The organism is Escherichia sp. GZ89, assembly GCF_019366485.1.
GTDB classification, from domain to species: domain Bacteria; phylum Pseudomonadota; class Gammaproteobacteria; order Enterobacterales; family Enterobacteriaceae; genus Escherichia; species Escherichia fergusonii.
The window spans coordinates 48,758-75,026 of sequence record NZ_JAEOHX010000003.1 but is presented as its reverse complement, the minus strand read 5'-3'; the positions used below and the strand labels follow the sequence as shown (position 1 = coordinate 75,026).

The following is a 26,269-nucleotide window of genomic DNA, read 5'->3' as shown; positions in this document are numbered from 1 at the left end:
ATTCATGTAATGCACTGAATTTAAATATTTTATAGACATGCGAAGGCGTTCGTGTTGTATCCGACTTTAGCATTAAAAAAGGCGCCGAGGCGCCTTTTTTAATTAGAACAATTCCTGAGCCTCGCCATTATCGATAATGGTCGTTCCCACCTCTTGCACCGCATGTTGTGTAGGCTGCGTGCCTTCGATGAAATACTCTTCTCGGCTATTGCCACCATTTGCCAGTTGCCCGGTGCTGCGATCAATATTCACTGTCACAATACCCGGTGGTGGTGTCAGCGGTTGTTCTGGCACACCTTCAAGCACGGCTTTCATGTAAGCGTCCCATGCTGGCTGGGCACTCTTCGCACCGCCTTCGTAACCAGAGATCTGATCTTTAATCGCACCGGAAGCCGTTGTATGACCAAGATTACGGCGGTGATCATCAAAGCCAATCCAAACCGAGGTCACGACGCCCGGACCGTAACCTGAGAACCATGCATCTTTCGAACTGTTAGTGGTACCTGTTTTTCCGCCGATATCACGCCGTTTAAGATCTCGTGCGGCACGCCAGCCAGTACCCTGCCAGCCAGGTTCACCAAAGATATTGGTGTTCAGGGCACTCTTGATCAGAAAGGCCAGCGGAGTATTGATCACATGTGGCGCGTATTCCTGTGCGCCTGTCGCGGCCACTAATGCCTGATTTGCCTGTTCCAGTTGCGGCATTGGCACTGTTGAATTTTGCTGCTCCCGGGAGATAGCAACATCCTCGACATTGCTGTTCTCCAGTACGTCCGACTTTGGCGTATCGCCATAAATCACCGGAATATCGCATTCAGGACAAGCAATTTTGGGTTTTGCTTCGAAAATGACACCAGCCTGATCGGTCTCAATTTTACTGATAAACCAGGGATCGACCAGGAAGCCGCCATTTGCCATTACTGCGTAACCACGAGCTACCTGCAGCGGCGTAAAGGAAGCGGAACCCAGTGCCAGTGATTCAGTATGAACAATGTTTTGCGCCGGGAAACCGAAGCGTTGTAAATACTCCGCCGCGTAATCCACGCCCATTGCCCGCATTGCCCGCACCATCACCACGTTTTTCGACTGCCCCAGCCCCTGACGTAAGCGGATTGGACCGGCATACTGCGGTGGAGAGTTTTTCGGTTGCCAGTCAGATCCGGCACCTGCATCCCAGCGTGAGATTGGGACGTCGTTCAACATACTTGCCAGCGTCAGGCCTTTATCCATTGCGGCGGTATAGAGGAACGGTTTGATATTAGAGCCGACCTGGCGAAGTGCCTGCGTTGCGCGGTTAAACTTGCTCTGGTTGAAGTCAAAACCACCCACCAGTGCCATCACTGCGCCATTCTGAGGATTAATGGAAACCAGTGCCGAGTTAACTTCCGGTACTTGTGCCAGCCACCAGGCATCGCCCATCTGACGGACCCAGATTTGCTGGCCCGCCTGCACTACGTCAGTCACTTTACGTGGTGTGGAGCCTTGTTGTGTATCGGAACGGTAAGGACGCGCCCAACGTACACCTTCCATTCCCAGCGTAACCGATGAGCCATCGGCCAGCATCACAGACGCTTCCTGGGCACTGGCACTGGTTACTACAGCGGGTAACAGCGGACCATAAGTCGGCAGTGCTTTTAGTGTATCGGTGATTTTTTGGCTATCCCATGCCGTTTCCCCCACTTTCCACAGCTCGTTTGCCGGGCCGCGATAACCATGACGCATATCGTAGTCCAGCACATTATTACGCACTGCCTGTTGTGCTGCTTGCTGCACTTTGCGGGTAATCGTGGTGTAAATGCGGTAACCGTCTTCATAAGCGCTTTCGCCATAACGGTTATACATCTCCTGACGTACCATCTCGGTCAGATAGGGTGCAGAGAACGCAATTTCTGGTGCGTGGTAGTTTGCATTAATCGTCTCTACCCGCGCCTGATCATATTGCTGCTGAGTGATATACCCTTCGCTTAACATACGCGACAGCACAACATTGCGACGTGCAAGCGCCCGATCCATAGAATAGAGAGGGTTAAAGGTTGAAGGCGCTTTCGGTAACCCGGCGATCATCGCCATTTCGCTTAACGTCAGCTGATCAACTGTCTTGCCGAAATAGACCTGCGCAGCAGCACCAACTCCGTATGCACGGTAGCCGAGATAAATCTTGTTGAGATAAAGCTCAAGGATTTCGTCTTTACTCAGCAGTTGCTCGATGCGAATGGCAAGAAAAACTTCTTTGATTTTGCGCATCAGCGTGCGTTCAGGACTGAGGAAGAAGTTTCTCGCCAGCTGCTGAGTAATGGTACTTGCCCCTTGGGAAGCGTGACCAGAAAACAGCGCAACGCTGGCGGCACGGAAGATCCCTACGGGGTCAACACCGTGATGCTCATAAAATCGGCTGTCTTCGGTCGCAATAAAGGCTTTGACCATTTCTGGTGGCATCTGATCCAGCGTCACCGGAATACGACGTTTCTCGCCATATTGCGCGATAAGCTCGCCATCAGCGCTGTAAACCTGCATTGGGATTTGCAGACGCACATCTTTCAGCGTCGCGACATCCGGCAGTTGTGGCTCGATATAGCGATATAGGCCATAAATCGAGCCTGCTCCCAGCAGAATGCAACAAACTGCAAGGATCAAAAAATACTTTACGAACTTCACTGGAGATTTCCCATTTAGTTTCATTTGGGCAGTTTATAAACAAAAGCGCCGTAGTATAAAGGCAAGCCTGACGCATTGATATACCCGTCAGTGCGACGGGTGATAAGGAGATCATCAACTATGGCTTTCAGATCCTGGCAAATTGGGCTTCATATTCAACAACGCGAGGTACTGGCTGTTGCCGTAATTCGCGGCGCTTCTGGTTGGTTTCTGCAACGCTGGTGGCGGATGCCACTGGCAGAAAACATTATCAAAGATGGGCATATCCGCCACCCCGAAATGCTCGCCCAGGCGCTCCAGGCATGGAGCCGTGAACTACCACATCGGCATCGTATCTGCCTTGCCTTTCCCGCCAGTAGAACACTACAAAAGGTATTTCCTCGCCCGGCGATGTCATTACGTGAACGTGAGCAGAGCGCATGGCTGGCAGGTTCAATGGCACGTGAGTTGGATATGGATCCGGACTCACTGCGCTTTGATTATAGCGAAGACACCTTAAATCCGGCTTTTAACGTGACTGCTGCGCAAAGTAAAGAAGTGGCAACACTCCTGACACTGGCACAAACGCTACGCATCCAGTTGGCAGCGATAACCCCGGATGCCTGCGCCTTACAACGATTCCTTCCCCGGTTAGCACCGCAGCAACAATGCCTGGCGTGGCGCGACGATGAACAATGGTTATGGGCAACGCGGTACGCCTGGGGGCGCAAATCGACAACAGAAGTCGCTTCTCTGGAACATCTGACTGCGTTATTGGCACTTCCTGTAGGCAGCATAGCGATTTGTGGCGAAGGGGGGATAAATCCCTGGGATAGTGTTGCTCTGCGTCAACCTTCAGCTCCTCCGGCAGGTGGTGATTTTGCCATCGCCCTTGGATTGGCTTTGGGAGAGATGCACTAATGGATATGCCCGTTAATTTTCTTCCCTGGAGACAAACGCGCAGAAAGGCCACTCTCCGCTTGTGGAGCATGATGTTCGGCGGAGCACTGATGCTGATCTCTGGCGTGACACTTAGCCGTTATGCCATTGGCAATATAGAAACGCGTGCTGAAGGCGTGTTACTGCTGGCAGAACAACAACTCGCCAGTGCTTTACAGGCGAGCAAACCACGGCTTTTACAACGACAACAGATTCATCAACAGGCAAAACGGCGGCAGCAGGAGCTTGCTGCAACCGACAACTGGCAGCCTGCGCTTTACGCTTTAGCGGAGCAACTACCCGAAAAAGCGTGGTTTACGAAAATGGCCTGGCAAAAAGATCGTCTTATGCTCAGTGGGCTGGCGGCAAATATTGCTTCGCTCACTGCACTGGAACAGATGCTGCGCAGTAACGCTTCATTTTTGCTTATCCATACCGGGGCAACACAACAGGATGCTAAGGGGCGATGGCAATTTGAGTACCAGTTACAGCGGAGAGACGACAATGAACACGTTCTTTGATTTCTGGTGTGCAACTTCGCCACGTCTGCGCCTGATTTGCTGGGGACTTTGGGTGATCGCTTTGTGTGGACTGTCACGTATAGCCCTATCTCCTCCTGTTGAAAATGGACGCGATGCACAAAGTCGTCTGCATCAGGCAAACCTGCTGCAATGGCGAACGCTTCATAAAATTGCCGGTTCTGCTGATGAGCAACGTTTGGTGAGTGACGACAACGCTTTACCTTTTTCACCTTTCGATTTTCAACAAGCGGAGATGCAACTCGTGTTGTGGCAGCCTTCTGCTGAGGGCGGTGAACTTGCGCTTAAGGGCCCCTGGTCAGCAATACCTCCTGTTTTCAGACAACTTGCGGAACGGCAGATGCGCATTACGCAGTTTACGCTCGACCCGGATGAGAATGGATTACGTATAACCCTGCTTCTGGAGCGACTGAATGATGGTTAAGCGCGGGATCATTATTGGGATGTCGCTACTGTTGCTGACTGGTATGCGGGATCCGTTCAGGCCACCGGAAGATCGCTGCCAAATAGCAGAACTTACCCAATGGCATTATCGCGGCATGGTAGGCCAGGGTGAGCGAGTCATCGCCATTATCAGCGACAGTCAGCATAAGTGGCAGCGCGTGGAACAGCGAGATGTGCTGGAAAACGGCTGGACGATTTTACAGATAACCCCTGAGTTTCTGACCCTTAATACCGGCAAAACATGTGAGCCGGACCAATGGCAGTGGCAAAGGCAAGGAGAAGAAAATGAAGCAATGGATAGCCGCAATACTGATGATGGCTCTTCCCGTCGCGCAGGCCGCGAAACCCGCAAAAGTGACGTTAGTGGTGGATGATGCACCTGTCGCACAGGTGTTACAGGCACTGGCAGAACAAGAGCGTCAGAATATCGTGGTTTCGCCGGATGTTAGTGGTCTCGTCTCTTTGCATTTGATCGATGTTCCCTGGAAGCAGGCGTTGCAGACAGTGGTAAAAAGTGCCGGGCTGGTTTTGCGCCAGGAAGGTAATATTTTGCATATACACTCTGCTGCCTGGCAAAACGAAAATGCAGCACGACAAGAAGCTGAACAGGCCCGGCGCCTGGCCAGTTTACCTGTAGAGCATCGCGCAATTGCTCTGCAATATGCGGATGCTGCTGAGCTGGCAAAAGCGGGCGGGAAACTATTGAGCGCCAAAGGCAGTATGACGGTTGATACTCGCACCAATCGCCTTTTATTGCGTGACAATAAAACCGCTTTAGCCGCTCTGGAACACTGGATCTCAGAAATGGATGTGCCCGTAGGGCAGGTTGAACTGGCTGCGCATATTGTGACTATCAATGAAAAAAGCCTGCGTGAGTTGGGCGTGAAATGGACGGCTGGCGAGGCACAACAAGCCGGTAAGGTGGGGCAGGTGACTACCCTGAGCAGCGATCTGGCAGTCGCAACCGCTACAACCCAGGTGGGCTTTAACATTGGACGCATAAATGGGCGTTTACTGGATCTTGAACTCTCTGCTCTGGAGCAGAAACAGCAACTGGATATTATTGCCAGTCCACGCTTACTTGCATCGCACTTACAACCAGCCAGTATTAAGCAGGGCAGCGAAATACCTTATCAGGTTTCCAGTGGTGAGAGTGGCGCGACATCAGTAGAGTTTAAAGAGGCGGTGTTAGGTATGGAAGTCACACCAACGGTATTACAACAAGGACGAATTCGTTTAAAGCTGCATATCAGCCAGAATGTGCCAGGGCAGGTGCTACAACAATCTGATGGCGAAGTGTTGACCATCGATAAACAAGAGATCGAAACGCAGGTAGAGGTCAAAAGCGGGGAGACCCTGGCTCTGGGCGGCATATTTTCGCGCAAAAATAAAACGGGTAAGGATAGCATTCCACTCTTAGGTGATATTCCGTGGCTTGGGCAATTATTCAGTCATGATGGAAAAGAAAATGAACGTCGTGAACTGGTCGTGTTTATCACGCCCAGACTGGTCTCCAGCGAGTAACTCGTGCATAAACACGAGATGTTTTTTGCGCTGAACACGTTTCAGGGATTTGACGCGCGAAGGTATTTAGCATACAAGGAGTACCGATTTGAGAGTCGGTCTCTTTCGTTGCTTACACATTTGTGAATATGCATTGCTTTGCAAAAGGTATGCATAAGGCTAATGATAAACGGCGAAAAGGCAGATGGCATAAACATATCAAGCAGCAGGCTGATGCAATTTTTTGAAATTATTTATGTTTTTTAGCCTGATTTGCAGTTTGCGCTATTATCTGTCCACGCTGACCGTGAGGTTTGGTCGCAATCTGGTTTGGTGATTTATTCAGTTGCCAAACCTGCTTGAGTATTGAGATAATTTTCAGTCTGACTCTCACTATATCCTTATGAGGTTTCAGTTCATGTCCTGCTGCGCTATGTGCATGCGAAGCGGGTTTATCATTAACGAATAGTCTTAGTAGTACCGAAAAAATGGCAGAGAAACGCAATATCTTTCTGGTTGGGCCTATGGGTGCCGGAAAAAGCACTATTGGGCGCCAGTTAGCTCAACAACTCAATATGGAATTTTACGATTCCGATCAAGAGATTGAGAAACGAACCGGAGCTGATGTGGGCTGGGTTTTCGATTTAGAAGGTGAAGACGGCTTCCGTGATCGCGAAGAAAAAGTCATCAACGAGTTGACGGAAAAACAGGGTATTGTGCTGGCAACTGGCGGCGGCTCTGTGAAATCTCGTGAAACGCGTAACCGTCTTTCCGCACGTGGCGTTGTGGTGTATCTGGAAACCACCATCGAAAAACAACTTGCCCGTACGCAACGCGATAAAAAACGCCCGCTACTGCAGGTTGAAGCTCCGCCTCGTGAAGTGCTGGAAGCGTTGGCCAATGAGCGCAATCCTCTGTATGAAGAGATTGCCGATGTGACCATTCGTACTGATGATCAGAGCGCTAAAGTCGTCGCAAACCAGATTATCCACATGCTGGAAAGCAACTAATTCTGGTTTCATAAACACTCGTCTGTGAGTACTTGTAACTAAGGTGGATGTCGCGTCGTGGAGAGGATTACCGTCACTCTGGGGGAACGTAGTTACCCTATTACCATCGCGGCTGGTTTGTTTAACGAACCGGCTTCATTCTTACCGTTGAAGTCAGGTGAGCAGGTTATGTTGGTAACCAACGAAACCCTCGCTCCCCTGTATCTCGATAAAGTTCGCGGCGTACTTGAACAGGCGGGTGTTATCGTTGACAGCGTTATCCTTCCTGATGGCGAGAAATACAAAAGCCTGACAGTGCTGGATACGGTCTTTACGGCACTGCTGCAAAAACCTCATGGTCGTGACACCACGCTGGTCGCTCTGGGCGGTGGCGTTATTGGTGATCTCACGGGCTTTGCGGCAGCCAGCTACCAACGAGGCGTTCGTTTTATTCAGGTTCCGACCACGCTACTCTCGCAGGTGGACTCCTCCGTTGGCGGAAAAACCGCTGTAAACCATCCCCTCGGCAAAAATATGATTGGTGCATTTTATCAGCCTGCATCTGTCGTGGTGGATCTCGACTGTCTGCAAACTCTTCCGGCACGCGAGCTGGCTTCAGGGCTGGCAGAAGTTATTAAATACGGCATTATTCTGGATGGTGAGTTCTTTACCTGGCTGGAGGAAAATCTGGACGCCTTATTACGTCTGGATGGCCCGGCGATGGCGTACTGTATTCGCCGTTGTTGTGAACTGAAAGCCGAAGTTGTTGCTGCAGACGAGCGCGAAACAGGGTTACGTGCTTTACTGAATCTGGGGCACACCTTTGGTCATGCCATTGAAGCTGAAATGGGTTATGGCAATTGGTTACACGGTGAAGCTGTTGCTGCGGGTATGGTGATGGCGGCGCGAACCTCAGAACGTTTAGAGCAGTTCAGTTCTGCAGATACGCAGCGTATTATTGCGTTGCTCGAGCGGGCGGGGTTGCCGGTAAACGGGCCGCGCGAAATGTCTGCGGAAGCTTATTTGCCGCATATGTTGCGAGATAAAAAAGTGTTAGCGGGTGAAATGCGCTTAGTTCTCCCGCTGGCATTAGGGAAGAGCGAAGTTCGCGGCGGAGTGCCGCACGATGTCGTTCTTAGCGCTATTGCTGATTGTCAGCAGGCGTAAAAACAAGAAAGGTCAGACCGCCGTATCCGGGGGTCTTTTTGCTTCGGGATTAATGCACGTAGTGAGCATTAACCTTTTAGTGGGGTGTTAAATGGATGAATTCAAACCAGAAGACGAGCTGAAACCCGATCCCAGCGATCGTCGTACTGGTCGTTCTCGTCAATCTTCCGAACGTTCTGAACGTGGTGAGCCACAGATCAATTTTGATGATATTGATTTGGATGCTGAAGACACCCGCCCAACTCGTGCGCAAAAAGAGCGTAACGAGGCGCCGGAAGTCGAAGAAGATTACGAATCTGAAGATGAAGCCGTGGATGAAGAACGCGTAGAGCGTCGTCCGCGTAAGCGTAAGAAGCCTGCAGCTAAACCTGCATCCCGTCAATATATGATGATGGGTGTTGGTGTGCTGGTGTTGCTGCTGCTCATCATCGGTATTGGTTCGGCACTAAAAGCACCTTCAACTTCATCAACCAGTGAGCAAACAGCTTCAGGCGAGAAGAGTATTAATCTTTCTGGTGATGCAGCCGATCAGGCAAATGGGGCGCAACCTGCTCCGGGAACGACTTCTGCTGAACAAACCGCAGGTAATGCACCTCAGGATGTTACTCTGCCACCTATCTCATCTACGCCTACTCAGGGGCAAACTTCAGTAGCAACTGAAGGACAGCAGCGCGTTGAAGTTCAGGGCGATTTGAACAATGCTCTTACTCAACCGCAGAATCAGCAGCAGATGAATGATGTGGCAGTAAATTCAACACTGCCAACTGAACCAGCAACGGTTGCTCCGGTGCGTAATGGTGCCGCACCAGCACAAACAGCGACTACGCAAACTACCACGCGCCCAGAACGTAAACAGGCCGTGATTGAGCCGAAAAAACCGCAAGCAACGGTGAAAACAGAGCCGAAACCAGTAACGCAACCGAAACGTCCTGAACCGACAGCACCGGTAGCGACTACCAAGGCACCTGCAACGACATCTACGCCAGCACCTGCCCCAGCGCCGAAAGCGACAGCCAGTGCCGAACCTGTGCAAACGGCATCGCCAGCGCAATCAACTGCAAAGGCATCTACTGGTGGTAAGAGCACGGGTAACGTAGGTTCGCTGAAATCGGCACCTTCCAGCCACTATACGTTACAGCTCAGCAGTTCTTCGAACTACGACAACCTGAACGGTTGGGCGAAGAAAGAGAACCTGAAAAATTATGTTGTCTATGAGACAACACGTAACGGTCAACCGTGGTATGTACTGGTTTCTGGCGTTTACTCTTCGAAAGAAGAAGCGAAAAAAGCCGTGTCTACGTTGCCAGCCGATGTGCAGGCGAAAAATCCGTGGGCAAAACCACTGCATCAGGTGCAGGCCGATCTGAAGTGATCCAGGCTATGCCCTGCAATTTTTTGATGTTTCGCCCGATTGCGGGGCAAGACTACAGCGCAGGATGCTGTCGGAGCTTTCTCCACAGCCGGAGAAGGTGTAATTAGTAAGTCAGCATGAAAAAAAATCGCGCTTTTTTGAAGTGGGCAGGGGGGAAATACCCCCTGCTTGAAGATATAAAACGGCATTTGCCACAAGGTGAATGCCTGATTGAACCCTTTGTGGGTGCCGGGTCGGTGTTTCTTAACACCGACTTTTCTCGTTATATCCTTGCCGATATCAACAGTGATCTCATCAGCCTTTACAACATTGTAAAAACACGTACCGATGAGTATGTGCGGGCTTCTCGTGAGCTTTTCGCGCCAGAGACCAATCTGGCTGAGGTTTACTACCAGTTTCGTAAAGAGTTCAACGAAAGCCGGGATCCGTTTCGGCGTGCGGTGTTGTTCTTGTACCTGAACCGGTATGGATACAACGGTTTGTGTCGTTACAATCTGCGCGGAGAATTTAACGTACCGTTTGGTCGTTACAAGAAACCCTATTTCCCGGAAGCAGAGTTGTATCACTTTGCTGAAAAAGCGCAGAATGCTTTTTTCTTTTGTGAATCTTATGCCGCCAGTATGGCTCGAGCGGATCAATCCTCGGTGGTGTATTGCGATCCACCTTACGCACCGCTTTCTGCAACCGCTAACTTTACGGCATACCATACGGACAGTTTTAGCCTGGAACAGCAGGCTCATCTGGCGGAGATCGCCGAAGATCTGGTTAACAGGCAGATTCCGGTGTTGATCTCTAACCATGATACGGCGTTAACGCGCGAGTGGTATCAGCGCGCAAAATTGCATGTCGTCAAAGTTCGACGCAGTATAAGCAGCAACGGCGGCACACGTAAAAAGGTGGACGAACTGCTGGCTCTGTACAAACCAGGAGTCGTTTCACCCGCGAAAAAATAGTTCTCAAGGAGAAGCGGATGAAACAGTATTTGATTGCCCCCTCAATTCTGTCGGCGGATTTTGCCCGCCTGGGTGAAGATACCGCAAAAGCCCTGGCGGCGGGTGCAGATGTCGTGCATTTTGACGTCATGGATAACCACTATGTTCCCAATCTGACGATTGGACCGATGGTGCTGAAATCTCTGCGTAATTATGGCATTACTGCCCCTATTGATGTGCATCTGATGGTGAAACCGGTCGATCGCATTGTGCCAGATTTCGCTGCCGCTGGTGCCAGCATCATTACCTTTCATCCAGAAGCCTCCGAGCATGTTGACCGCACGCTACAACTGATTAAAGAAAATGGCTGTAAAGCGGGGCTGGTATTTAACCCGGCGACACCGCTGAGCTATCTGGATTACGTGATGGATAAGCTGGATGTGATCCTGCTGATGTCCGTCAACCCTGGTTTCGGCGGTCAGTCTTTCATTCCTCAAACACTGGATAAACTGCGCGAAGTACGTCGTCGTATCGACGAGTCTGGCTTCGACATTCGACTGGAAGTGGACGGCGGCGTGAAGGTGAACAACATTGGCGAAATCGCTGCGGCAGGTGCCGATATGTTCGTCGCTGGTTCGGCCATTTTCGATCAGCCAGACTACAAAAAGGTCATTGATGATATGCGCAGTGAACTGGCAAAGGTAAGTCATGAATAAGTTTGAAGATATTCGCGGCGTCGCTTTTGATCTCGATGGTACGCTGGTCGACAGTGCTCCTGGTCTGGCTGCTGCGGTAGATATGGCGCTGTATGCGCTGGAGTTGCCCGTCGCAGGTGAAGAGCGTGTTATTACCTGGATTGGTAATGGCGCAGATGTTCTGATGGAGCGTGCATTGACCTGGGCGCGTCAGGAACGTGCGACTCTGCGTAAAACAATGGGTAAACCGCCCGTTGATGACGATATTCCGGCAGAAGAACAGGTACGTATTCTGCGTAAACTGTTCGATCGCTACTATGGCGAGGTTGCCGAAGAGGGGACGTTTTTGTTCCCGCACGTTGCCGATACGCTGGGCGCATTGCAGGCTAAAGGCCTGCCGCTAGGTCTGGTTACCAACAAACCGACGCCGTTTGTTGCGCCGCTGCTCGAAGCCTTAGATATCGCCAAATATTTCAGCGTGGTGATCGGTGGCGATGATGTGCAAAACAAAAAGCCGCACCCGGACCCGCTATTACTGGTGGCTGAACGAATGGGCATTGCCCCACAACAGATGCTGTTTGTTGGCGACTCACGCAATGATATTCAGGCAGCAAAAGCAGCTGGTTGCCCTTCTGTTGGTTTAACCTATGGATATAACTACGGCGAGGCTATCGATCTTAGCCAGCCTGATGTAATTTATCAGTCTATCAATGACCTTCTGCCCGCATTAGGGCTTCCGCATAGCGAAAATCAGGAATCGAAAAATGACTAAGCCCATCGTTTTTAGTGGCGCACAGCCCTCAGGTGAATTGACCATTGGTAACTACATGGGTGCGCTGCGTCAGTGGGTAAACATGCAGGATGACTACCATTGCATTTACTGTATCGTTGACCAACACGCGATCACCGTGCGCCAGGATGCACAGAAGCTGCGTAAAGCGACGCTGGATACGCTGGCCTTGTATCTGGCTTGTGGTATCGATCCTGAGAAAAGCACCATTTTTGTTCAGTCCCACGTGCCGGAACATGCGCAGTTAGGCTGGGCACTGAACTGCTATACCTACTTCGGCGAACTGAGCCGCATGACGCAGTTTAAAGATAAATCTGCGCGTTATGCCGAGAACATCAACGCGGGTCTGTTTGACTATCCGGTGCTGATGGCGGCGGATATCCTACTGTATCAAACCAACCTGGTGCCGGTGGGTGAAGACCAGAAACAGCACCTGGAACTGAGCCGCGATATCGCCCAGCGTTTCAACGCGCTGTATGGCGATATTTTTAAAGTACCGGAGCCGTTTATTCCGAAATCTGGCGCGCGCGTAATGTCGCTGCTGGAGCCGACCAAGAAGATGTCCAAGTCTGACGATAACCGCAATAACGTTATCGGCCTGCTGGAAGATCCGAAATCGGTAGTGAAGAAAATCAAACGCGCGGTCACTGACTCCGACGAGCCGCCGGTAGTTCGCTACGATGTGCAGAATAAAGCGGGCGTTTCCAACCTGCTGGATATTCTTTCTGCGGTAACTGGCCAGAGTATCCCGGAACTGGAAAAACAGTTCGAAGGCAAGATGTATGGTCATCTGAAAGGCGAAGTGGCTGATGCCGTTTCCGGTATGCTGACTGAATTGCAGGAACGCTATCACCGTTTCCGCAATGACGAAGCCTTCCTGCAACAGGTGATGAAAGATGGCGCAGAAAAAGCCAGCGCACACGCTTCCCGTACGCTAAAAGCGGTGTACGAAGCGATTGGATTCGTGGCGAAGCCGTAATTTAACATTAATGCCAAAAACCGGGGAAACCCGGTTTTTTTATCCTCTTTTTGCAATAATCCGCAAAAATGTGAAGCGCCTCGCCGTTTCCATATCTCATAGTTGCCACTTATCTTCAATTTAATGAAGATATAAATATTCACTTTATTGAAAATTTACTATGCGTCGAACGTTTATCAAAAAAGAAGGCGTCGTCATCACGACTCTGGCTCGTTATCTGTTAGGTGAAAAGTGCGGTAATCGACTGAAAACCATAGATGAACTGGCAACTGAATGCCATTCATCGGTTGGTCTGACACAGGCCGCGTTGAAAACGCTGGAATCAAGCGGAGCGATACGGATAGAACGCCGTGGGCGTAATGGCAGTTATCTGGTGGAAATGGATAACAAAGCGCTGCTGAGTCATGTGGATATCAACAATGTGGTGTGCGCGATGCCCTTGCCCTATACCCGTTTGTACGAAGGCCTGGCGAGCGGATTGAAAGCCCAGTTTGATAGTATTCCTTTTTACTATGCGCATATGCGTGGCGCGGATATTCGCGTGGAGTGTCTGCTTAATGGCGTGTATGACATGGCGGTGGTTTCCCGACTGGCGGCGGAAAGTTATCTCACACAAAAAGGGCTATGCCTCGCGCTGGAGTTGGGGCCGCATACCTACGTTGGCGAGCACCAGTTGATTTGCCGTAAAGGCGAGTCCGCAAACGTGAAGCGCGTGGGGCTGGATAACCGTTCGGCGGATCAGAAAATTATGACCGATGTCTTTTTTGGCGATAGTGATGTGGAACGAGTCGATCTCTCTTATCACGAGAGTTTACAACGCATTGTTAAAGGCGATGTTGATGCTGTTATCTGGAACGTGGTGGCAGAAAACGAACTGACCATGCTGGGATTAGAAGCGACGCCGCTCACAGACGATCCGCGATTTTTACAGGCCACCGAAGCCGTGGTTTTGACGCGAGTCGATGATTACCCGATGCAACAACTGCTGCGTGCAGTTGTTGATAAACATGCCCTGCTTGCTCATCAACAGCGAGTAGTCAGTGGGGAACAGGAACCCAGTTATTAAACGAAAGGCATCTGAAATGGAAACCAGACTCAACCTGCTTTGTGAGGCAGGCGTTATTGATAAGGACATCTGCAAAGGCATGTTGCAGGTCGTCAACGTACTGGAAACAGAGTGCCATCTACCGGTGCGCAGCGAGCAAGGAATGATGGCGATGACACATATGGCGAGCGCACTGATGCGCAGTCGCCGTGGTGAAGAAATAGAGCCGCTGGATAACGAATTGCTGGCAGAGCTGGCGCAATCCAGCCACTGGTCAGCCATTTTACAATTGCATCAGGTGTTGTTGAAGGAATTCGCACTGGAAGTTAACCCGTGTGAAGAAGGCTATTTGCTGGCCAACCTTTATGGATTATGGATGGCCGCTAACGAAGAGGTCTGAATCTCCCGGCAAATCCACGTCGCGTATCTTAAATATTCAAAAAAATGAATATTTAATTCAAGGAACAGAAACGAGGCAACAAGATGTTTGTAGAAGCATTGAAACGCCAGAACCCGGCACTGATTTCCGCCGCACTCAGTTTGTGGCAACAGGGCAAGATCGCCCCGGACAGTTGGGTAATCGACGTCGATCAGGTACTGGAAAACGGTAAGCGGCTGATTGAGACGGCAGGGCTTTACGGTATTGAACTGTATCTGATGACCAAACAGTTCGGTCGTAATCCGTGGCTGGCAGAAAAACTGCTGGCGCTGGGCTACAGCGGCATTGTGGCGGTGGATTACAAAGAGGCACGAATCATGCGCCGCACAGGTTTACCGGTGGCGCATCAGGGGCATCTGGTACAAATCCCTTGTCATCAGGTTGCTGACGCCGTTGAACAGGGCACCGACGTCATCACCGTGTTTACACTCGACAAAGCGCGGGAAGTTTCTGCGGCAGCGGTGACGGCCGGGCGGGTCCAGCCTGTGCTGCTCAAAGTTTATAGCGACGATGATTTTCTTTATCCGGGGCAGGAGAGCGGTTTTGCACAGCATTCGCTGCATGAGGTGGTTGCTGAAATCCAGAAACTACCGGGGTTACATTTAGCCGGATTAACCCATTTCCCTTGCCTGCTATGGGATGAGGCTGCCGGGAAAGTTTTGCCAACACCGAACCTCCAGACGCTGGTCAATGCTCGTAACCAACTTCTGAAGTCTGGAGTTGTACTTGAGCAATTAAACGCGCCTTCAGCGACCAGCTGCACTTCGCTGCCATTACTGGCGGAATACGGTGTGACTCATGCCGAACCCGGCCATGCACTGACGGGGACGATTCCGGCAAACCAGCAGGGCGACCAACCTGAACGTATCGCCATGCTTTGGCTAAGTGAAATCTCCCACCATTTCCGTGGCGACAGCTACTGCTACGGCGGCGGTTATTACCGTCGTGGTCACGCGCAACATGCGCTGGTGTTTACGCCAGAAAATCAAAAGATTACTGAAACCAATATCAAAACTGTGGATGACAGCAGTATCGACTACACCCTGCCGCTGGCAGGCGAGTATCCGGTGAGCAGTGCAGTGGTGCTCTGTTTTCGCACGCAGATTTTTGTCACCCGTAGCGATGTGGTGCTGGTGTCCGGTATTCACCGTGGCGAACCGGAAATCGTTGGTCGTTATGACAGTCTTGGAAACTCTCTGGGGGCGTAATGGCGCGATTTGTGGTGTTAGTGATTGATAGCTTTGGCGTAGGGGCAATGAAAGATGTCACGTTGGTGCGTCCGCAGGATGCCGGGGCGAATACCTGTGGTCACATCCTGAGCCAGTTGCCGCATTTGCAGCTACCAACGCTGGAGAAAATGGGGCTAATCAACGCATTAGGTTATGCGCCTGGCGATATGCAGCCGTCAGACTCCGCAACCTGGGGTGTGGCAGAGCTGCAACATGAAGGTGGCGATACCTTTATGGGGCATCAGGAAATTTTAGGCACGCGCCCGTTACCGCCGCTGCGGATGCCCTTTCGCGATGTGATTGACCGTGTTGAGCAGGCATTAGTCACCGCTGGCTGGCGGGTTGAGCGCCGTGGCGAAGAGTTGCAATTTCTGTGGGTCAATCAGGCGGTTGCGATTGGCGATAATCTCGAGGCGGATTTAGGCCAGGTCTATAACATTACCGCCAATCTCTCTGTGATCTCTTTTGACGACGCAATCAAAATTGGTCGTATCGTGCGTGAGCAGGTCCAGGTCGGTCGGGTCATTACATTTGGCGGCCTGTTAACCGACAGCCAGCGCATTCTCGATGCGGCTGAAAGTAAAGAAGGGCGCTTTATTGGCATCAATGCGCCGCGTTCTGGCGCTTATGACAATGGCTTTCAGGTCGTACATATGGGCTATGGCGTCGATGAAAAAGTGCAGGTGCCGCACCAACTGCATCAAGTGGGCGTGCCCACGGTGCTGGTGGGTAAGGTGGCAGATATCGTCAGCAATCCTTATGGCGTGAGCTGGCAAAACTTGGTGGATAGCCAGCGGATTATGGATGTCACCCTCGACGAATTTAACACGCATCCGACGGCGTTTATTTGCACCAATATCCAGGAAACCGACCTCGCTGGTCACGCAGAAGACGTCGCACGTTATGCCGAACGTTTGCAGGTCGTTGACCGTAACCTTGCCCGGCTTGTTGAGGCGATGCAGCCAGATGATTACCTGGTCGTGATGGCGGATCACGGTAACGATCCGACAATCGGTCACAGCCACCATACCCGCGAAGTGGTGCCGGTGCTGGTTTATCAGCAAGGGCTGGTCGCCACGCAGCTCGGTGTGCGCCCCACGCTTTCTGATGTGGGGGCTACCGTGTGTGAATTTTTCCGTGCGCCACCGCCACAAAATGGTCGCTCTTTTCTTTCCTTCCTCCGGTTTGCAGGAGACACCCTATGAGTTTTGATCCAACGGGCTACACCCTGGCCCATGAGCATCTGCATATTGATCTCTCCGGCTTTAAAAACAACGTGGACTGCCGCCTTGATCAGTATGCGTTCATTTGCCAGGAGATGAACGACCTGATGGCCCAGGGCGTTCGTAATGTGATTGAGATGACCAACCGCTACATGGGGCGCAATGCGCAATTTATGCTCGATGTAATGCGCGAAACCGGGATCAACGTGGTGGCCTGTACCGGTTATTACCAGGACGCGTTTTTCCCCGAACATGTGGCGACCCGCAGCGTGCAGGAACTGGCGCAAGAGATGGTCGATGAAATTGAGCAGGGTATCGATGGCACGGCATTGAAAGCCGGGATTATCGCGGAGATCGGCTCCAGCGAAGGAAAGATTACGCCGCTGGAAGAAAAGGTGTTTATTGCCGCCGCGCTGGCACATAACCAGACCGGATGCCCCATCTCCACACATACCTCTTTTAGCACTATGGGGCTGGAACAACTGGCGCTACTGCAAGCCCACGGAGTTGATCTTTCGCGTGTCACCGTCGGGCACTGCGATCTGAAAGACAACCTCAACAACATTTTGAAGATGATCGATCTGGGCGCGTATGTGCAGTTCGACACCATCGGCAAGAACAGTTACTACCCTGACGAAAAGCGCATTGCGATGCTCCGCACGCTACGTGACCGTGGATTGCTGAACCGCGTCATGCTGTCGATGGATATTACGCGCCGCTCCCATTTAAAAGCCAACGGTGGTTATGGCTATGACTTTTTATTAACCACCTTTATTCCGCAATTGCGCCAGTCAGGATTCAGTCAGGCCGATGTGGATGTGATGTTACGTGAAAATCCCTCTCAATTTTTCCAATAAGGACAGACTAATGAAAAAGATTGGCGTTGCAGGCTTACAGCGTGAGCAGATTAAAAAAACCATTGAAGCGACGGCTCCTGGCTGTTTTGAAGTTTTCATTCATAACGACATGGAAGCGGCAATGAAAGTGAAATCCGGGCAACTGGATTATTACATCGGTGCGTGTAATACCGGTGCGGGCGCGGCATTGTCGATTGCCATCGCGGTGATTGACTATAACAAAAGTTGCACCATTGCCAAGCCGGGCATTAAAGCGAAAGACGAGCATATCGCCAAAATGATCGCCGAAGGGAAAGTGGCGTTTGGGCTTTCCGTTGAGCACGTCGAACACGCGATTCCGATGCTGATTAACCATCTGAAATAAAAGGCACGACTATGGATCTGTATATTCAGATTATCGTGGTGGCGTGCCTGACGGGTATGACATCGCTTCTGGCGCATCGCTCGGCGGCTGTTTTTCATGACGGCATCCGCCCGATCCTGCCGCAACTGATTGAAGGCTATATGAACCGTCGCGAGGCGGGGAGTATCGCTTTTGGTCTGAGCATTGGTTTTGTGGCCTCGGTGGGGATCTCTTTTACCCTGAAAACCGGGTTGCTCAACGCATGGTTACTCTTTCTTCCTACCGATATCCTCGGTGTCCTGGCGATAAACAGCCTGATGGCGTTTGGCCTTGGTGCACTCTGGGGCGTACTGATCCTCACCTGCCTGCTGCCGGTAAACCAGCTGCTGACCGCGCTGCCGGTGGATGTATTAGGTAGCCTGGGAGAATTAAGCTCGCCGGTGGTTTCAGCTTTTGCACTGTTCCCTCTGGTGGCGATTTTCTACCAGTTTGGCTGGAAGCAAAGTCTGATCGCCGCCGTGGTAGTGTTGATGACCCGTGTGGTGGTGGTACGCTTTTTCCCGCATCTTAACCCGGAATCCATCGAAATCTTTATTGGCATGGTGATGCTGCTGGGGATCGCGATTACTCACGACCTGCGTCATCGTGATGAAAATGATATCGATGCCAGCGGTATGTCGGTGTTTGAAGAACGCACGTCCAGGATTATTAAAAACTTACCGTATATCGCCATCGTAGGGGCGCTGATTGCCGCCGTTGCCAGCATGAAGATTTTTGCTGGTAGTGAAGTGTCGATCTTCACCCTGGAAAAAGCGTACTCCGCAGGTGTAACGCCGGAACAATCACAAACGCTGATCAACCAGGCGGCGCTGGCGGAATTTATGCGCGGGCTGGGTTTTGTGCCGTTGATTGCCACCACCGCGTTAGCAACAGGTGTGTATGCAGTTGCGGGCTTTACCTTTGTTTATGCGGTGGGCTATCTCTCGCCGAATCCGATGATTGCAGCGGTATTAGGTGCAGTGGTTATTTCGGCGGAAGTCCTGTTACTTCGTTCGATCGGCAAATGGCTGGGACGCTACCCATCGGTGCGTAATGCGTCGGATAACATCCGTAACGCCATGAATATGCTGATGGAAGTGGCGTTGCTGGTCGGTTCGATTTTCGCAGCAATTAAAATGGCGGGTTATACCGGATTCTCTATCGCGGTTGCCATTTATTTCCTCAACGAATCTCTGGGCCGTCCGGTACAGAAAATGGCGGCACCGGTCGTAGCAGTAATGATCACTGGCATCCTGCTGAATGTTCTTTACTGGCTTGGTCTGTTCGTTCCGGCTTAAAGAAGGCACCTATGAAGACGTTTCCTTTGCAAAGCCTGACGCTTATTGAAGCGCAGCAAAAGCAGTTTGCGTTGGTGGATACGATTTGCCGTCATTTTCCCGGCAGCGAGTTTCTTACCAGCGGTGATTTGGGGTTAACCCCAGGGCTGAATCAACCGCGTATTACCCAACGGGTGGAGCAGGTGCTGGCTGATGCGTTTCATGCGCAAGCGGCTGCGCTGGTGCAGGGGGCGGGTACTGGCGCGATCCGTGCGGCGCTGGCAGCTTTGCTCAAACCGGGGCAGCGTCTTCTGGTGCATGACGCGCCTGTTTACCCGACGACTCAGGTCATTATTGAGCAGATGGGGCTGACGCTTATTACTGCTGATTTCAACAACCTGTCGGCGCTTAAACAGGCCATTGAAGAGCAACAACCAGATGCCGCGCTGGTGCAGCATACGCGCCAGCAGCCGCAGGACAGCTATGTACTGGCAGATGTGCTGGCAACGCTGCGCGCTGCAGGTGTTCCAGCCTTAACCGATGACAACTATGCGGTGATGAAGGTGGCGCGAATTGGCTGCGAATGCGGGGCAAATGTCTCGACATTTTCCTGCTTCAAGCTGTTTGGGCCAGAGGGTGTTGGCGCGGTGGTAGGCGATGCCGATGTTATCAACCGTATTCGCGCTACGCTTTACTCTGGCGGCAGCCAGATTCAGGGCGCGCAGGCGTTGGAAGTATTGCGAGGTCTGGTGTTTGCGCCAGTGATGCACGCGGTGCAGGCGGGGGTGTCTGAACGGTTGCTGGCTTTACTTAACGGTGGAGCGGTGGCGGAAGTTAAAAGCGCCGTTATTGCTAATGCGCAGTCGAAGGTGTTGATTGTGGAGTTTCATCAGCCGATTGCCGCCAGAGTGCTTGAAGAGGCGCAAAAGCGCGGCGCGTTGCCTTACCCGGTCGGCGCAGAGTCGAAATATGAAATCCCGCCACTTTTTTATCGACTTTCCGGGACGTTTCGGCAGGCGAATCCACAACTCGAACATTGCGCGATTCGCATTAATCCGAATCGCAGCGGTGAAGAGACGGTATTGCGGATTTTGCGTGAGAGTATTGCCAGTATTTAATCTTGAGAACGATGTTTTCGAAAAGAACTCAGAAACAAATACGCCCTCGGGTAATCCCGAGGGCGTCAGGCAATTAAATCGACATTAACCTATTTCTGTCAATGAATTACTGTGCAGTAGGACCGCAACCGCCAATGATTTTAGAAATAGAAATTGCCGGATGTAGCAGGTAGTCGTAAGAGCAGTTCTTATCACGGTTTTCAATATGACCAGTACATGCAGTTAACGTAGCCAGTACTGCACCTACCAGTGTAACTTTAATAAAATTGTTCATTAACATTCCCTATGTATTATATAGATTAATATTCATTGATTATATGAATATAACAGACTGCTCATTAAGAACGATACAGGATTATTTAATTGGCGCCAGTTACTGAATGACTTAATTTTGTAAGTCGCTGTAACGATAAATATAGCGGGTCAAAAACAAATGATATTTGTTAATTAGTTGTTTTTTATTTGCTGAATGTATAAAGAAAGTTGTAAACGAAAAGGCCAGAATTCTCTGGCCCTGGTTAAATTAATGGTTAGAGAACCAGTTCAATTTATCGCGCAGGCCAACGACCCGACCAATAATAATTAATGAGGGGCTGTTCATTTGCTGCGCCAGCTCGCCCAGTTGCGTGAGCGTACCGTCAATCACGCGTTGCGTTACTGCCGTACCGTTTTCGACAATCGCCACCGGCATTTCGCCAGGCATACCGTGTTCAATCAGCTTTTGCTGAATAGTCGAGGCCTGATTCAACCCCATATAGAACACCAATGTCTGCTTTTCTGCCGCCAGATTTTCCCAGTCCAGCTCGCCACCGGTTTTTAAGTGTCCGGTAATTAAGCGCACGCTCTGGGCATAATCGCGATGCGTGAGGGGAATGCCCGAATAGGCAGAGCAACCAGACGCTGCGGTAATACCCGGAACCACTGAGAACGGAATACCCGCATTGCACAGTATTTCCAGCTCTTCGCCACCACGGCCAAAAATAAACGGATCGCCGCCTTTCAGACGCACCACGCGTTTACCTTTTTGCGCTTCCCGCAGCAGGATCTGGTTAATCTCTTCCTGCGGTACGCAGTGATATCCCGCGCGTTTACCGACGAAGACACGATCCGCATCGCGGCGTACCAGATTCATAATATCGTCAGAAACCAGACGGTCGTAGACCACCACATCAGCCTGCTGAATTTGTTGCAGACCTTTCAGCGTCAGCAGACCGGCATCGCCAGGACCTGCGCCAACCAGCACCACTTCACCGCGATGATCGAGCGGTTCATTGATTAACTGTTCGGTCGTTTCGGTAATGGCTTTCTGATCGTTGTTCGCCAGCGACTGCGCCAGGCGATCATTAACGAACAGTTTTTCCCAGAAACGGCGACGTTCACCCATCGTGGCGAATTGTTGTTTGACCCGACCGCGTAACTGCCCCGCATATTTTGCCACCTGGCCGAGATGCAGCGGCAGCAGTGATTCAAGTTTTTCGCGTAACAGTCGCGCCAGGACCGGAGAGGTACCGCCAGAGGAGACCGCTACCATGAGCGGTGAGCGGTCGATAATCGACGGCATAATGAAGCTGGCGGCTTTCGGCGCATCGACCACGTTACAGAAGATACGACGAGATTCGGCGGCTTCGCTGACGCGCTGATTAAGCGCGTCATCATCCGTCGCCGCAATTGCCAGCCAGCAGGTGTCGAGAAGGCTTTCATCAAATGGCCCTTCGACGAGGGTTAACATGCCTGCATCTGCCCATGCGGTGAACTGTGGAATAAACGCTAATGCATTCACCGTTAAGCGAGCACCTGCGTCTAACAGCAACCTTGCTTTGCGTTCCGCGACATCACCACCGCCGACAATCAAACAGTCGCGGTCGCGTAATTGGCAAAATATAGGCAAATGATCCACGTAAAAACCCCTTAATAATTAACCGGCAGCCGTTTCAGTTTGATTAAATTTGTCCGCAACCGGACGATTAGCTTTCGGCGTAGCATACCAATAACCCAATCCCATGAATACGGCACCCGATAAAGTATTACCCAGCGTCACCCACAGCAGGTTATGACCAATACCCGCCAGCGTGTAGGCTTCGCTGTGGTTGCCGAACCATGAGAGCGCGAACAGCGTCATGTTAGCGATGGAGTGCTCGTAACCGGACGCAATAAACGCCAGCAGACACCACCAGATTGCGATAAATTTCGCCGCGCCTTCAGTACGCAGTGCCATCCAGATTGCCAGACAAACCAGCCAGTTACACAATGCGCCTTTGAAGAACAGTACCATTGCCGGTGCGGTGGTTTTAGCCAGCGCGACGGAGTGAACAATACTGGTATCTACTGGCAAAAGGCTACCACCGCCCCAGCAATAAAGCATGGCAACAAAGACGGAACCGACCAGGTTACCCAGCCAGGTTTGCGGCAGGATTGCCCACATTTGCCCGTGGCTAATGGTGCCCGCTTTCACCCCAAAGGTGAGGAACATGGTGTGTCCGGTGAACAGTTCAGAACCGGCGATAATGACCAGTGTTAAGGCGATACCAAAGGTCGCGCCCATCACCAGAGGACGTACGGACGGATCGAGCAAATTACCGAGCGTGAAAATCAGGATGATCCCCAGCCCCACATACGCGCCCGCCATCGCGGAGCTTACCCAGAAGCCGAGCGGGTTATTTGCCGACAGGCGTGCAATGCGCGCAGCGTTAGCCGCACACTTATTAATAGTGTCTGTAAACATTTGATTATCCTTTAAAAAATAAAAACAAAAAATAAAACAAAAAGTTTAAAAAATGTCCTGCAATATACTTAAGGTCATTACAGGACAATGCAAAAAGGGGAGGCATTGCGCCTCCCGTTAAAACAATTAACCGCGTAGCTGTACCACGCCGTCTTTCACTCGTGCCTCGTAATGCTTGACGGAAAACTGTTCATCTTCCATGCATAAACCGTCGCTTAAGCGAAAACGCTGTTTTTTCAGCGGACTGGCGACCCACAGCTCGCCCTGGTGTTCCGCAATCAGCCCGCGTGACAGCACGCTGGATTCGAAGAACGGATCGATGTTGCTGATCGCAAACACCTGGTCGCTGTGATACGGGCGGAAAATCGCTACCTGCTCGTCACCTAACAGCGCGCAGACGCCGGTTTCAGGCAGGATGTCATCAATTTTGCAGATGTCTTTCCACTGGCTCATGCGTTGTCCTCCACCAGAGTTACCGGGATACGTTCATACGGCGTTGCCGGACGGTGCTGTTCGCGCTCTGGCACCATCTGCACGTTCGGGTCACGCTTATCGCTGTTGATGAAGTGTTTGAAGCGAGTCTGCGCAGACGGCGTATTGACCGTTTCAGTCCACTCACACACTACCGCTTCACGCAGGCGCGCCATCTCTTCTTCCAGATGTGCGTTCAGCCCCAGTTTGTCGTCAATGATCACCGCTTTCAGGTAATCAATGCCGCCTTCGAGGTTTTCTAACCACGGTGCGGTACGCGTCAGCTTTTCGGCAGTACGGATGTAGAACATCATGAAGCGGTCAAGATATTTGATCAGTGTTTCGCGATCGATATCCGCTGCCAGCAGATCCGCATGACGCGGTTTCATGCCGCCGTTACCGCAAACGTACAGGTTCCAGCCTTTTTCAGTGGCGATAATACCCACATCTTTACCTTGCGCTTCTGAACATTCACGGGTACAGCCGGAGACACCGAACTTCATTTTGTGCGGCGTACGGATGCCTTTGTAGCGGTTTTCCAGTTCCACGCCGAGGCCGACGCTGTCGCCAACGCCGTAGCGGCACCAGGTGCTACCCACGCAGGTTTTCGCCATACGCAGTGCTTTCGCATAGGCATGACCGGTTTCGAAACCTGCTTCAATCAGCTGACGCCAGATCTCCGGCAGATCGTCTTTCTGTGCGCCAAACATCGCCAGACGCTGGGAGCCGGTGATTTTGGTGTAGAGATTAAATTCACGCGCGATACGACCCACTGCCATCAGCCCTTCTGGTGTGATTTCACCACCCGGAGAACGCGGGATCACCGAGTAGGTGCCGTCTTTCTGGATGTTCGCGAGGAAGTTGTCGTTAGAATCCTGTAGCGGAGTATGTTCCGGCTTCAGAATGTATTCGTTCCAGCAGGAGGCCAGCAGTGAACCGACGGTTGGTTTACAAACCTCACAACCGTAGCCTTTACCGTGTTTCGCCAGCAGTTCTTCGAAGGTTTTAATGCCTTCAACGCGGATCAAATGGAACAGTTCCTGACGCGAATAAGCAAAGTGTTCGCACAGGTTATTGTTAACCTCGATACCCTGTTTTGCCAGTTCCGCGTTCAATACCTGAGTGACCAGCGGGATACAGCCACCGCAGCCAGTACCCGCTTTAGTTTCGGCTTTCAGCGCCGCAACGGTGTGGCAGCCTTTGTTGATGGCAGCAATCAGATCGCCTTTGGTGACGTCGAAGCAGGAGCAGATTTGCGCGCTGTCCGGCAGTTTATCAACACCGATAGACGGCTTGCCGCTACCTGAGTGCGCCGGCAGGATCAGGGAATCCGGGTTTTCCGGCAGTTCGATTGCGTTCAGCACCAGTTGCAGCAGGTTACCGTAGTCGCTGGTATCACCCACCAGTACTGCACCGAGCAGGGTTTTGTTGTCTTCGCTGACAATCAGGCGTTTGTAGATCTCTTTACTTTCGTCGAGGTAAACGTAGCTACGTGCGCCAGGCGTGCGACCGTGAGCATCGCCAATACCGCCTACGTCTACGCCCAGCAGTTTCAGCTTGGCGCTAAGGTCAGCACCTTCAAAGGCGTTTTCGCTACCGAGAATATGGTCAACGGCGACCTGCGCCATTTTGTAGCCAGGTGCTACCAGACCAAATACACGGTTGTTCCAGCTTGCGCATTCACCGATGGCGTAGATATCTGGATCGGAAGTCTGGCAGGAATCATTAATGACGATACCCCCACGAGGAGCAACGTCCAGACCACACTGGGTTGCCAGCTTATCGCGAGGACGGATACCGGTAGAGAAGACGATAAAGTCGACTTCCAGTTCGCTGCCGTCGGCAAAACGCATGGTTTTACGCGCTTCAACACCTTCCTGCACAATCTCAAGGGTGTTTTTGCTGGTGTGAACGCGCACGCCCATACTTTCGATTTTGCGACGCAGCTGCTCGCCGCCCATCTGATCAAGCTGTTCCGCCATCAGCATAGGGGCAAATTCGATAACGTGGGTTTCAATGCCTAAGTTTTTCAGCGCGCCAGCGGCTTCAAGACCTAACAGGCCGCCGCCAACAACGGCACCGCGCTTACTGCGACGGGCGCAGGATTCAATGGCGTTGAGGTCTTCAATGGTGCGATAGACAAAGCAGTCCTGAGTATCAGAACCTTTGATTGGCGGGATCCACGGGTAGGAACCGGTCGCCATGATTAGCTTGTCATAAAAAACGGTACGCCCGGCGCTGGAGTGAATCACCTTCTCCTGACGGTTGATGGTGATAGCGCGTTCGCCGACCAGAACTTTGATGCCGTGTTTCTCGTAGAAGCCTTCGCGCACCAGCGACAGCTCTTCGGCGGTGTGGTGAGAGAAGTAAGACGAGAGGTGTACGCGGTCATAAGCGATGCGCGGTTCTTCACAGAAAACGGTAATATCAAAGTTGGCCGCATCAGATTTATCAAGAAGATCTTCGATAAAGCGATGGCCGACCATACCGTTACCGATAATTGCGAGTCTGACTTTGCTCATT

At 51.6% G+C, this 26,269-nt stretch carries 26 protein-coding genes; 20 read left to right on the top strand and 6 right to left on the bottom strand.

The genetic code is table 11. The features are described from left to right. Positions 1-102 precede the first annotated feature (102 nt). The gene (gene mrcA, locus K0335_RS06830; protein ID WP_104920397.1) at positions 103-2,655 is read right to left on the bottom strand and encodes a peptidoglycan glycosyltransferase/peptidoglycan DD-transpeptidase MrcA; all 2,553 of its coding nucleotides are present in this window, start codon (positions 2,653-2,655) and stop codon (positions 103-105) included. A gap of 120 nt (positions 2,656-2,775) precedes the next feature. Here mrcA and K0335_RS06825 point away from each other — a divergent pair, with 120 nt between their 5' ends. The 20 genes from K0335_RS06825 to K0335_RS06730 all read left to right on the top strand — a co-directional run bounded on the left by K0335_RS06825 (position 2,776) and on the right by K0335_RS06730 (position 20,553). Beyond that, positions 2,776-3,555, top strand: coding sequence for a DNA utilization protein HofM (locus tag K0335_RS06825; protein WP_104920396.1), 780 nt, complete (start codon positions 2,776-2,778; stop codon positions 3,553-3,555). Further along, positions 3,555-4,094: a PilN domain-containing protein gene (locus K0335_RS06820; RefSeq protein WP_104920395.1), complete on the top strand. Its 540-nt coding sequence runs from the start codon at positions 3,555-3,557 to the stop codon at positions 4,092-4,094. The genes K0335_RS06825 and K0335_RS06820 overlap by 1 nt, the downstream gene beginning before the upstream one ends. Then, entirely contained in the window at positions 4,078-4,536 is a 459-nt protein-coding gene (locus K0335_RS06815; protein ID WP_104920394.1) for a hypothetical protein, read from the top strand. The genes K0335_RS06820 and K0335_RS06815 overlap by 17 nt, the downstream gene beginning before the upstream one ends. Continuing rightward, positions 4,526-4,930: a HofP DNA utilization family protein gene (locus tag K0335_RS06810; RefSeq protein WP_000989490.1), complete on the top strand. Its 405-nt coding sequence runs from the start codon at positions 4,526-4,528 to the stop codon at positions 4,928-4,930. Before K0335_RS06815 ends, K0335_RS06810 begins: the two co-directional genes overlap by 11 nt. After that, positions 4,842-6,080, top strand: a complete 1,239-nt coding sequence (gene hofQ, locus K0335_RS06805) for a DNA uptake porin HofQ (protein ID WP_104920393.1) — start codon at positions 4,842-4,844, stop codon at positions 6,078-6,080. The genes K0335_RS06810 and hofQ overlap by 89 nt, the downstream gene beginning before the upstream one ends. A 467-nt stretch (positions 6,081-6,547) precedes the next feature. Beyond that, a complete protein-coding gene (gene aroK, locus K0335_RS06800; RefSeq protein WP_000818617.1) occupies positions 6,548-7,069 on the top strand; it encodes a shikimate kinase AroK in 522 nt (173 codons plus the stop codon). Positions 7,070-7,126: 57 nt separating this feature from the next. Further along, entirely contained in the window at positions 7,127-8,215 is a 1,089-nt protein-coding gene (gene aroB, locus K0335_RS06795; RefSeq protein WP_000439830.1) for a 3-dehydroquinate synthase, read from the top strand. 91 nt (positions 8,216-8,306) lie between these two features. Beyond that, positions 8,307-9,587 carry a cell division protein DamX gene (damX, locus tag K0335_RS06790; protein ID WP_000343162.1) on the top strand — a complete coding sequence of 427 codons (1,281 nt, stop codon included), beginning with the start codon at positions 8,307-8,309 and terminating at the stop codon, positions 9,585-9,587. A 116-nt stretch (positions 9,588-9,703) separates the two neighbouring features. Next, positions 9,704-10,540, top strand: a complete 837-nt coding sequence (gene dam, locus K0335_RS06785) for an adenine-specific DNA-methyltransferase (RefSeq protein WP_000742161.1) — start codon at positions 9,704-9,706, stop codon at positions 10,538-10,540. Between the two features lie 17 nt (positions 10,541-10,557). Next, positions 10,558-11,235, top strand: a complete 678-nt coding sequence (rpe, locus tag K0335_RS06780) for a ribulose-phosphate 3-epimerase (RefSeq protein WP_000816279.1) — start codon at positions 10,558-10,560, stop codon at positions 11,233-11,235. Then, positions 11,228-11,986 carry a phosphoglycolate phosphatase gene (gph, locus tag K0335_RS06775; protein WP_001031720.1) on the top strand — a complete coding sequence of 253 codons (759 nt, stop codon included), beginning with the start codon at positions 11,228-11,230 and terminating at the stop codon, positions 11,984-11,986. Before rpe ends, gph begins: the two co-directional genes overlap by 8 nt. Next, on the top strand, positions 11,979-12,983 hold the full coding sequence (gene trpS, locus K0335_RS06770) for a tryptophan--tRNA ligase (RefSeq protein ID WP_000165543.1): 1,005 nt from the start codon (positions 11,979-11,981) through the stop codon (positions 12,981-12,983). The genes gph and trpS overlap by 8 nt, the downstream gene beginning before the upstream one ends. Positions 12,984-13,143: 160 nt before the next feature. Beyond that, entirely contained in the window at positions 13,144-14,049 is a 906-nt protein-coding gene (yhfZ, locus tag K0335_RS06765) for a GntR family transcriptional regulator YhfZ (RefSeq protein WP_104920392.1), read from the top strand. A 16-nt stretch (positions 14,050-14,065) separates the two neighbouring features. Further along, positions 14,066-14,428 (top strand): hypothetical protein, encoded by a 363-nt coding sequence (locus K0335_RS06760; protein ID WP_002431760.1) that lies wholly within the window; start codon positions 14,066-14,068, stop codon positions 14,426-14,428. 83 nt (positions 14,429-14,511) lie between these two features. After that, a complete protein-coding gene (locus tag K0335_RS06755; protein ID WP_160193736.1) occupies positions 14,512-15,675 on the top strand; it encodes a YhfX family PLP-dependent enzyme in 1,164 nt (387 codons plus the stop codon). Beyond that, positions 15,675-16,901 carry a phosphopentomutase gene (locus K0335_RS06750; RefSeq protein ID WP_000090640.1) on the top strand — a complete coding sequence of 409 codons (1,227 nt, stop codon included), beginning with the start codon at positions 15,675-15,677 and terminating at the stop codon, positions 16,899-16,901. The genes K0335_RS06755 and K0335_RS06750 overlap by 1 nt, the downstream gene beginning before the upstream one ends. Continuing rightward, positions 16,898-17,776 carry a phosphotriesterase-related protein gene (locus K0335_RS06745; RefSeq protein ID WP_000006976.1) on the top strand — a complete coding sequence of 293 codons (879 nt, stop codon included), beginning with the start codon at positions 16,898-16,900 and terminating at the stop codon, positions 17,774-17,776. Before K0335_RS06750 ends, K0335_RS06745 begins: the two co-directional genes overlap by 4 nt. Positions 17,777-17,786: 10 nt before the next feature. After that, a complete protein-coding gene (locus K0335_RS06740) occupies positions 17,787-18,140 on the top strand; it encodes a DUF2620 domain-containing protein (protein ID WP_097765074.1) in 354 nt (117 codons plus the stop codon). Between the two features lie 11 nt (positions 18,141-18,151). After that, positions 18,152-19,456, top strand: coding sequence for a YhfT family protein (locus K0335_RS06735; RefSeq protein ID WP_000366879.1), 1,305 nt, complete (start codon positions 18,152-18,154; stop codon positions 19,454-19,456). A gap of 11 nt (positions 19,457-19,467) precedes the next feature. Further along, positions 19,468-20,553: an aminotransferase class I/II-fold pyridoxal phosphate-dependent enzyme gene (locus tag K0335_RS06730; protein WP_000847203.1), complete on the top strand. Its 1,086-nt coding sequence runs from the start codon at positions 19,468-19,470 to the stop codon at positions 20,551-20,553. A 106-nt stretch (positions 20,554-20,659) separates the two neighbouring features. Here the strand turns inward: K0335_RS06730 and K0335_RS06725 are convergent, their stop codons facing one another. From K0335_RS06725 to nirB, 5 genes are all read right to left on the bottom strand, one after another. Then, on the bottom strand, positions 20,660-20,827 hold the full coding sequence (locus K0335_RS06725; protein WP_001058671.1) for a YhfL family protein: 168 nt from the start codon (positions 20,825-20,827) through the stop codon (positions 20,660-20,662). A gap of 249 nt (positions 20,828-21,076) precedes the next feature. Then, entirely contained in the window at positions 21,077-22,450 is a 1,374-nt protein-coding gene (cysG, locus tag K0335_RS06720; protein ID WP_000349871.1) for a siroheme synthase CysG, read from the bottom strand. Between the two features lie 18 nt (positions 22,451-22,468). Further along, on the bottom strand, positions 22,469-23,275 hold the full coding sequence (gene nirC / locus K0335_RS06715; RefSeq protein ID WP_104920388.1) for a nitrite transporter NirC: 807 nt from the start codon (positions 23,273-23,275) through the stop codon (positions 22,469-22,471). Positions 23,276-23,401: 126 nt separating this feature from the next. After that, positions 23,402-23,728: a nitrite reductase small subunit NirD gene (gene nirD, locus K0335_RS06710; protein ID WP_000084764.1), complete on the bottom strand. Its 327-nt coding sequence runs from the start codon at positions 23,726-23,728 to the stop codon at positions 23,402-23,404. Next, positions 23,725-26,268, bottom strand: coding sequence for an NADPH-nitrite reductase large subunit (nirB, locus tag K0335_RS06705; protein ID WP_104920387.1), 2,544 nt, complete (start codon positions 26,266-26,268; stop codon positions 23,725-23,727). The genes nirD and nirB overlap by 4 nt, the downstream gene beginning before the upstream one ends. Position 26,269 lies beyond the last annotated feature (1 nt).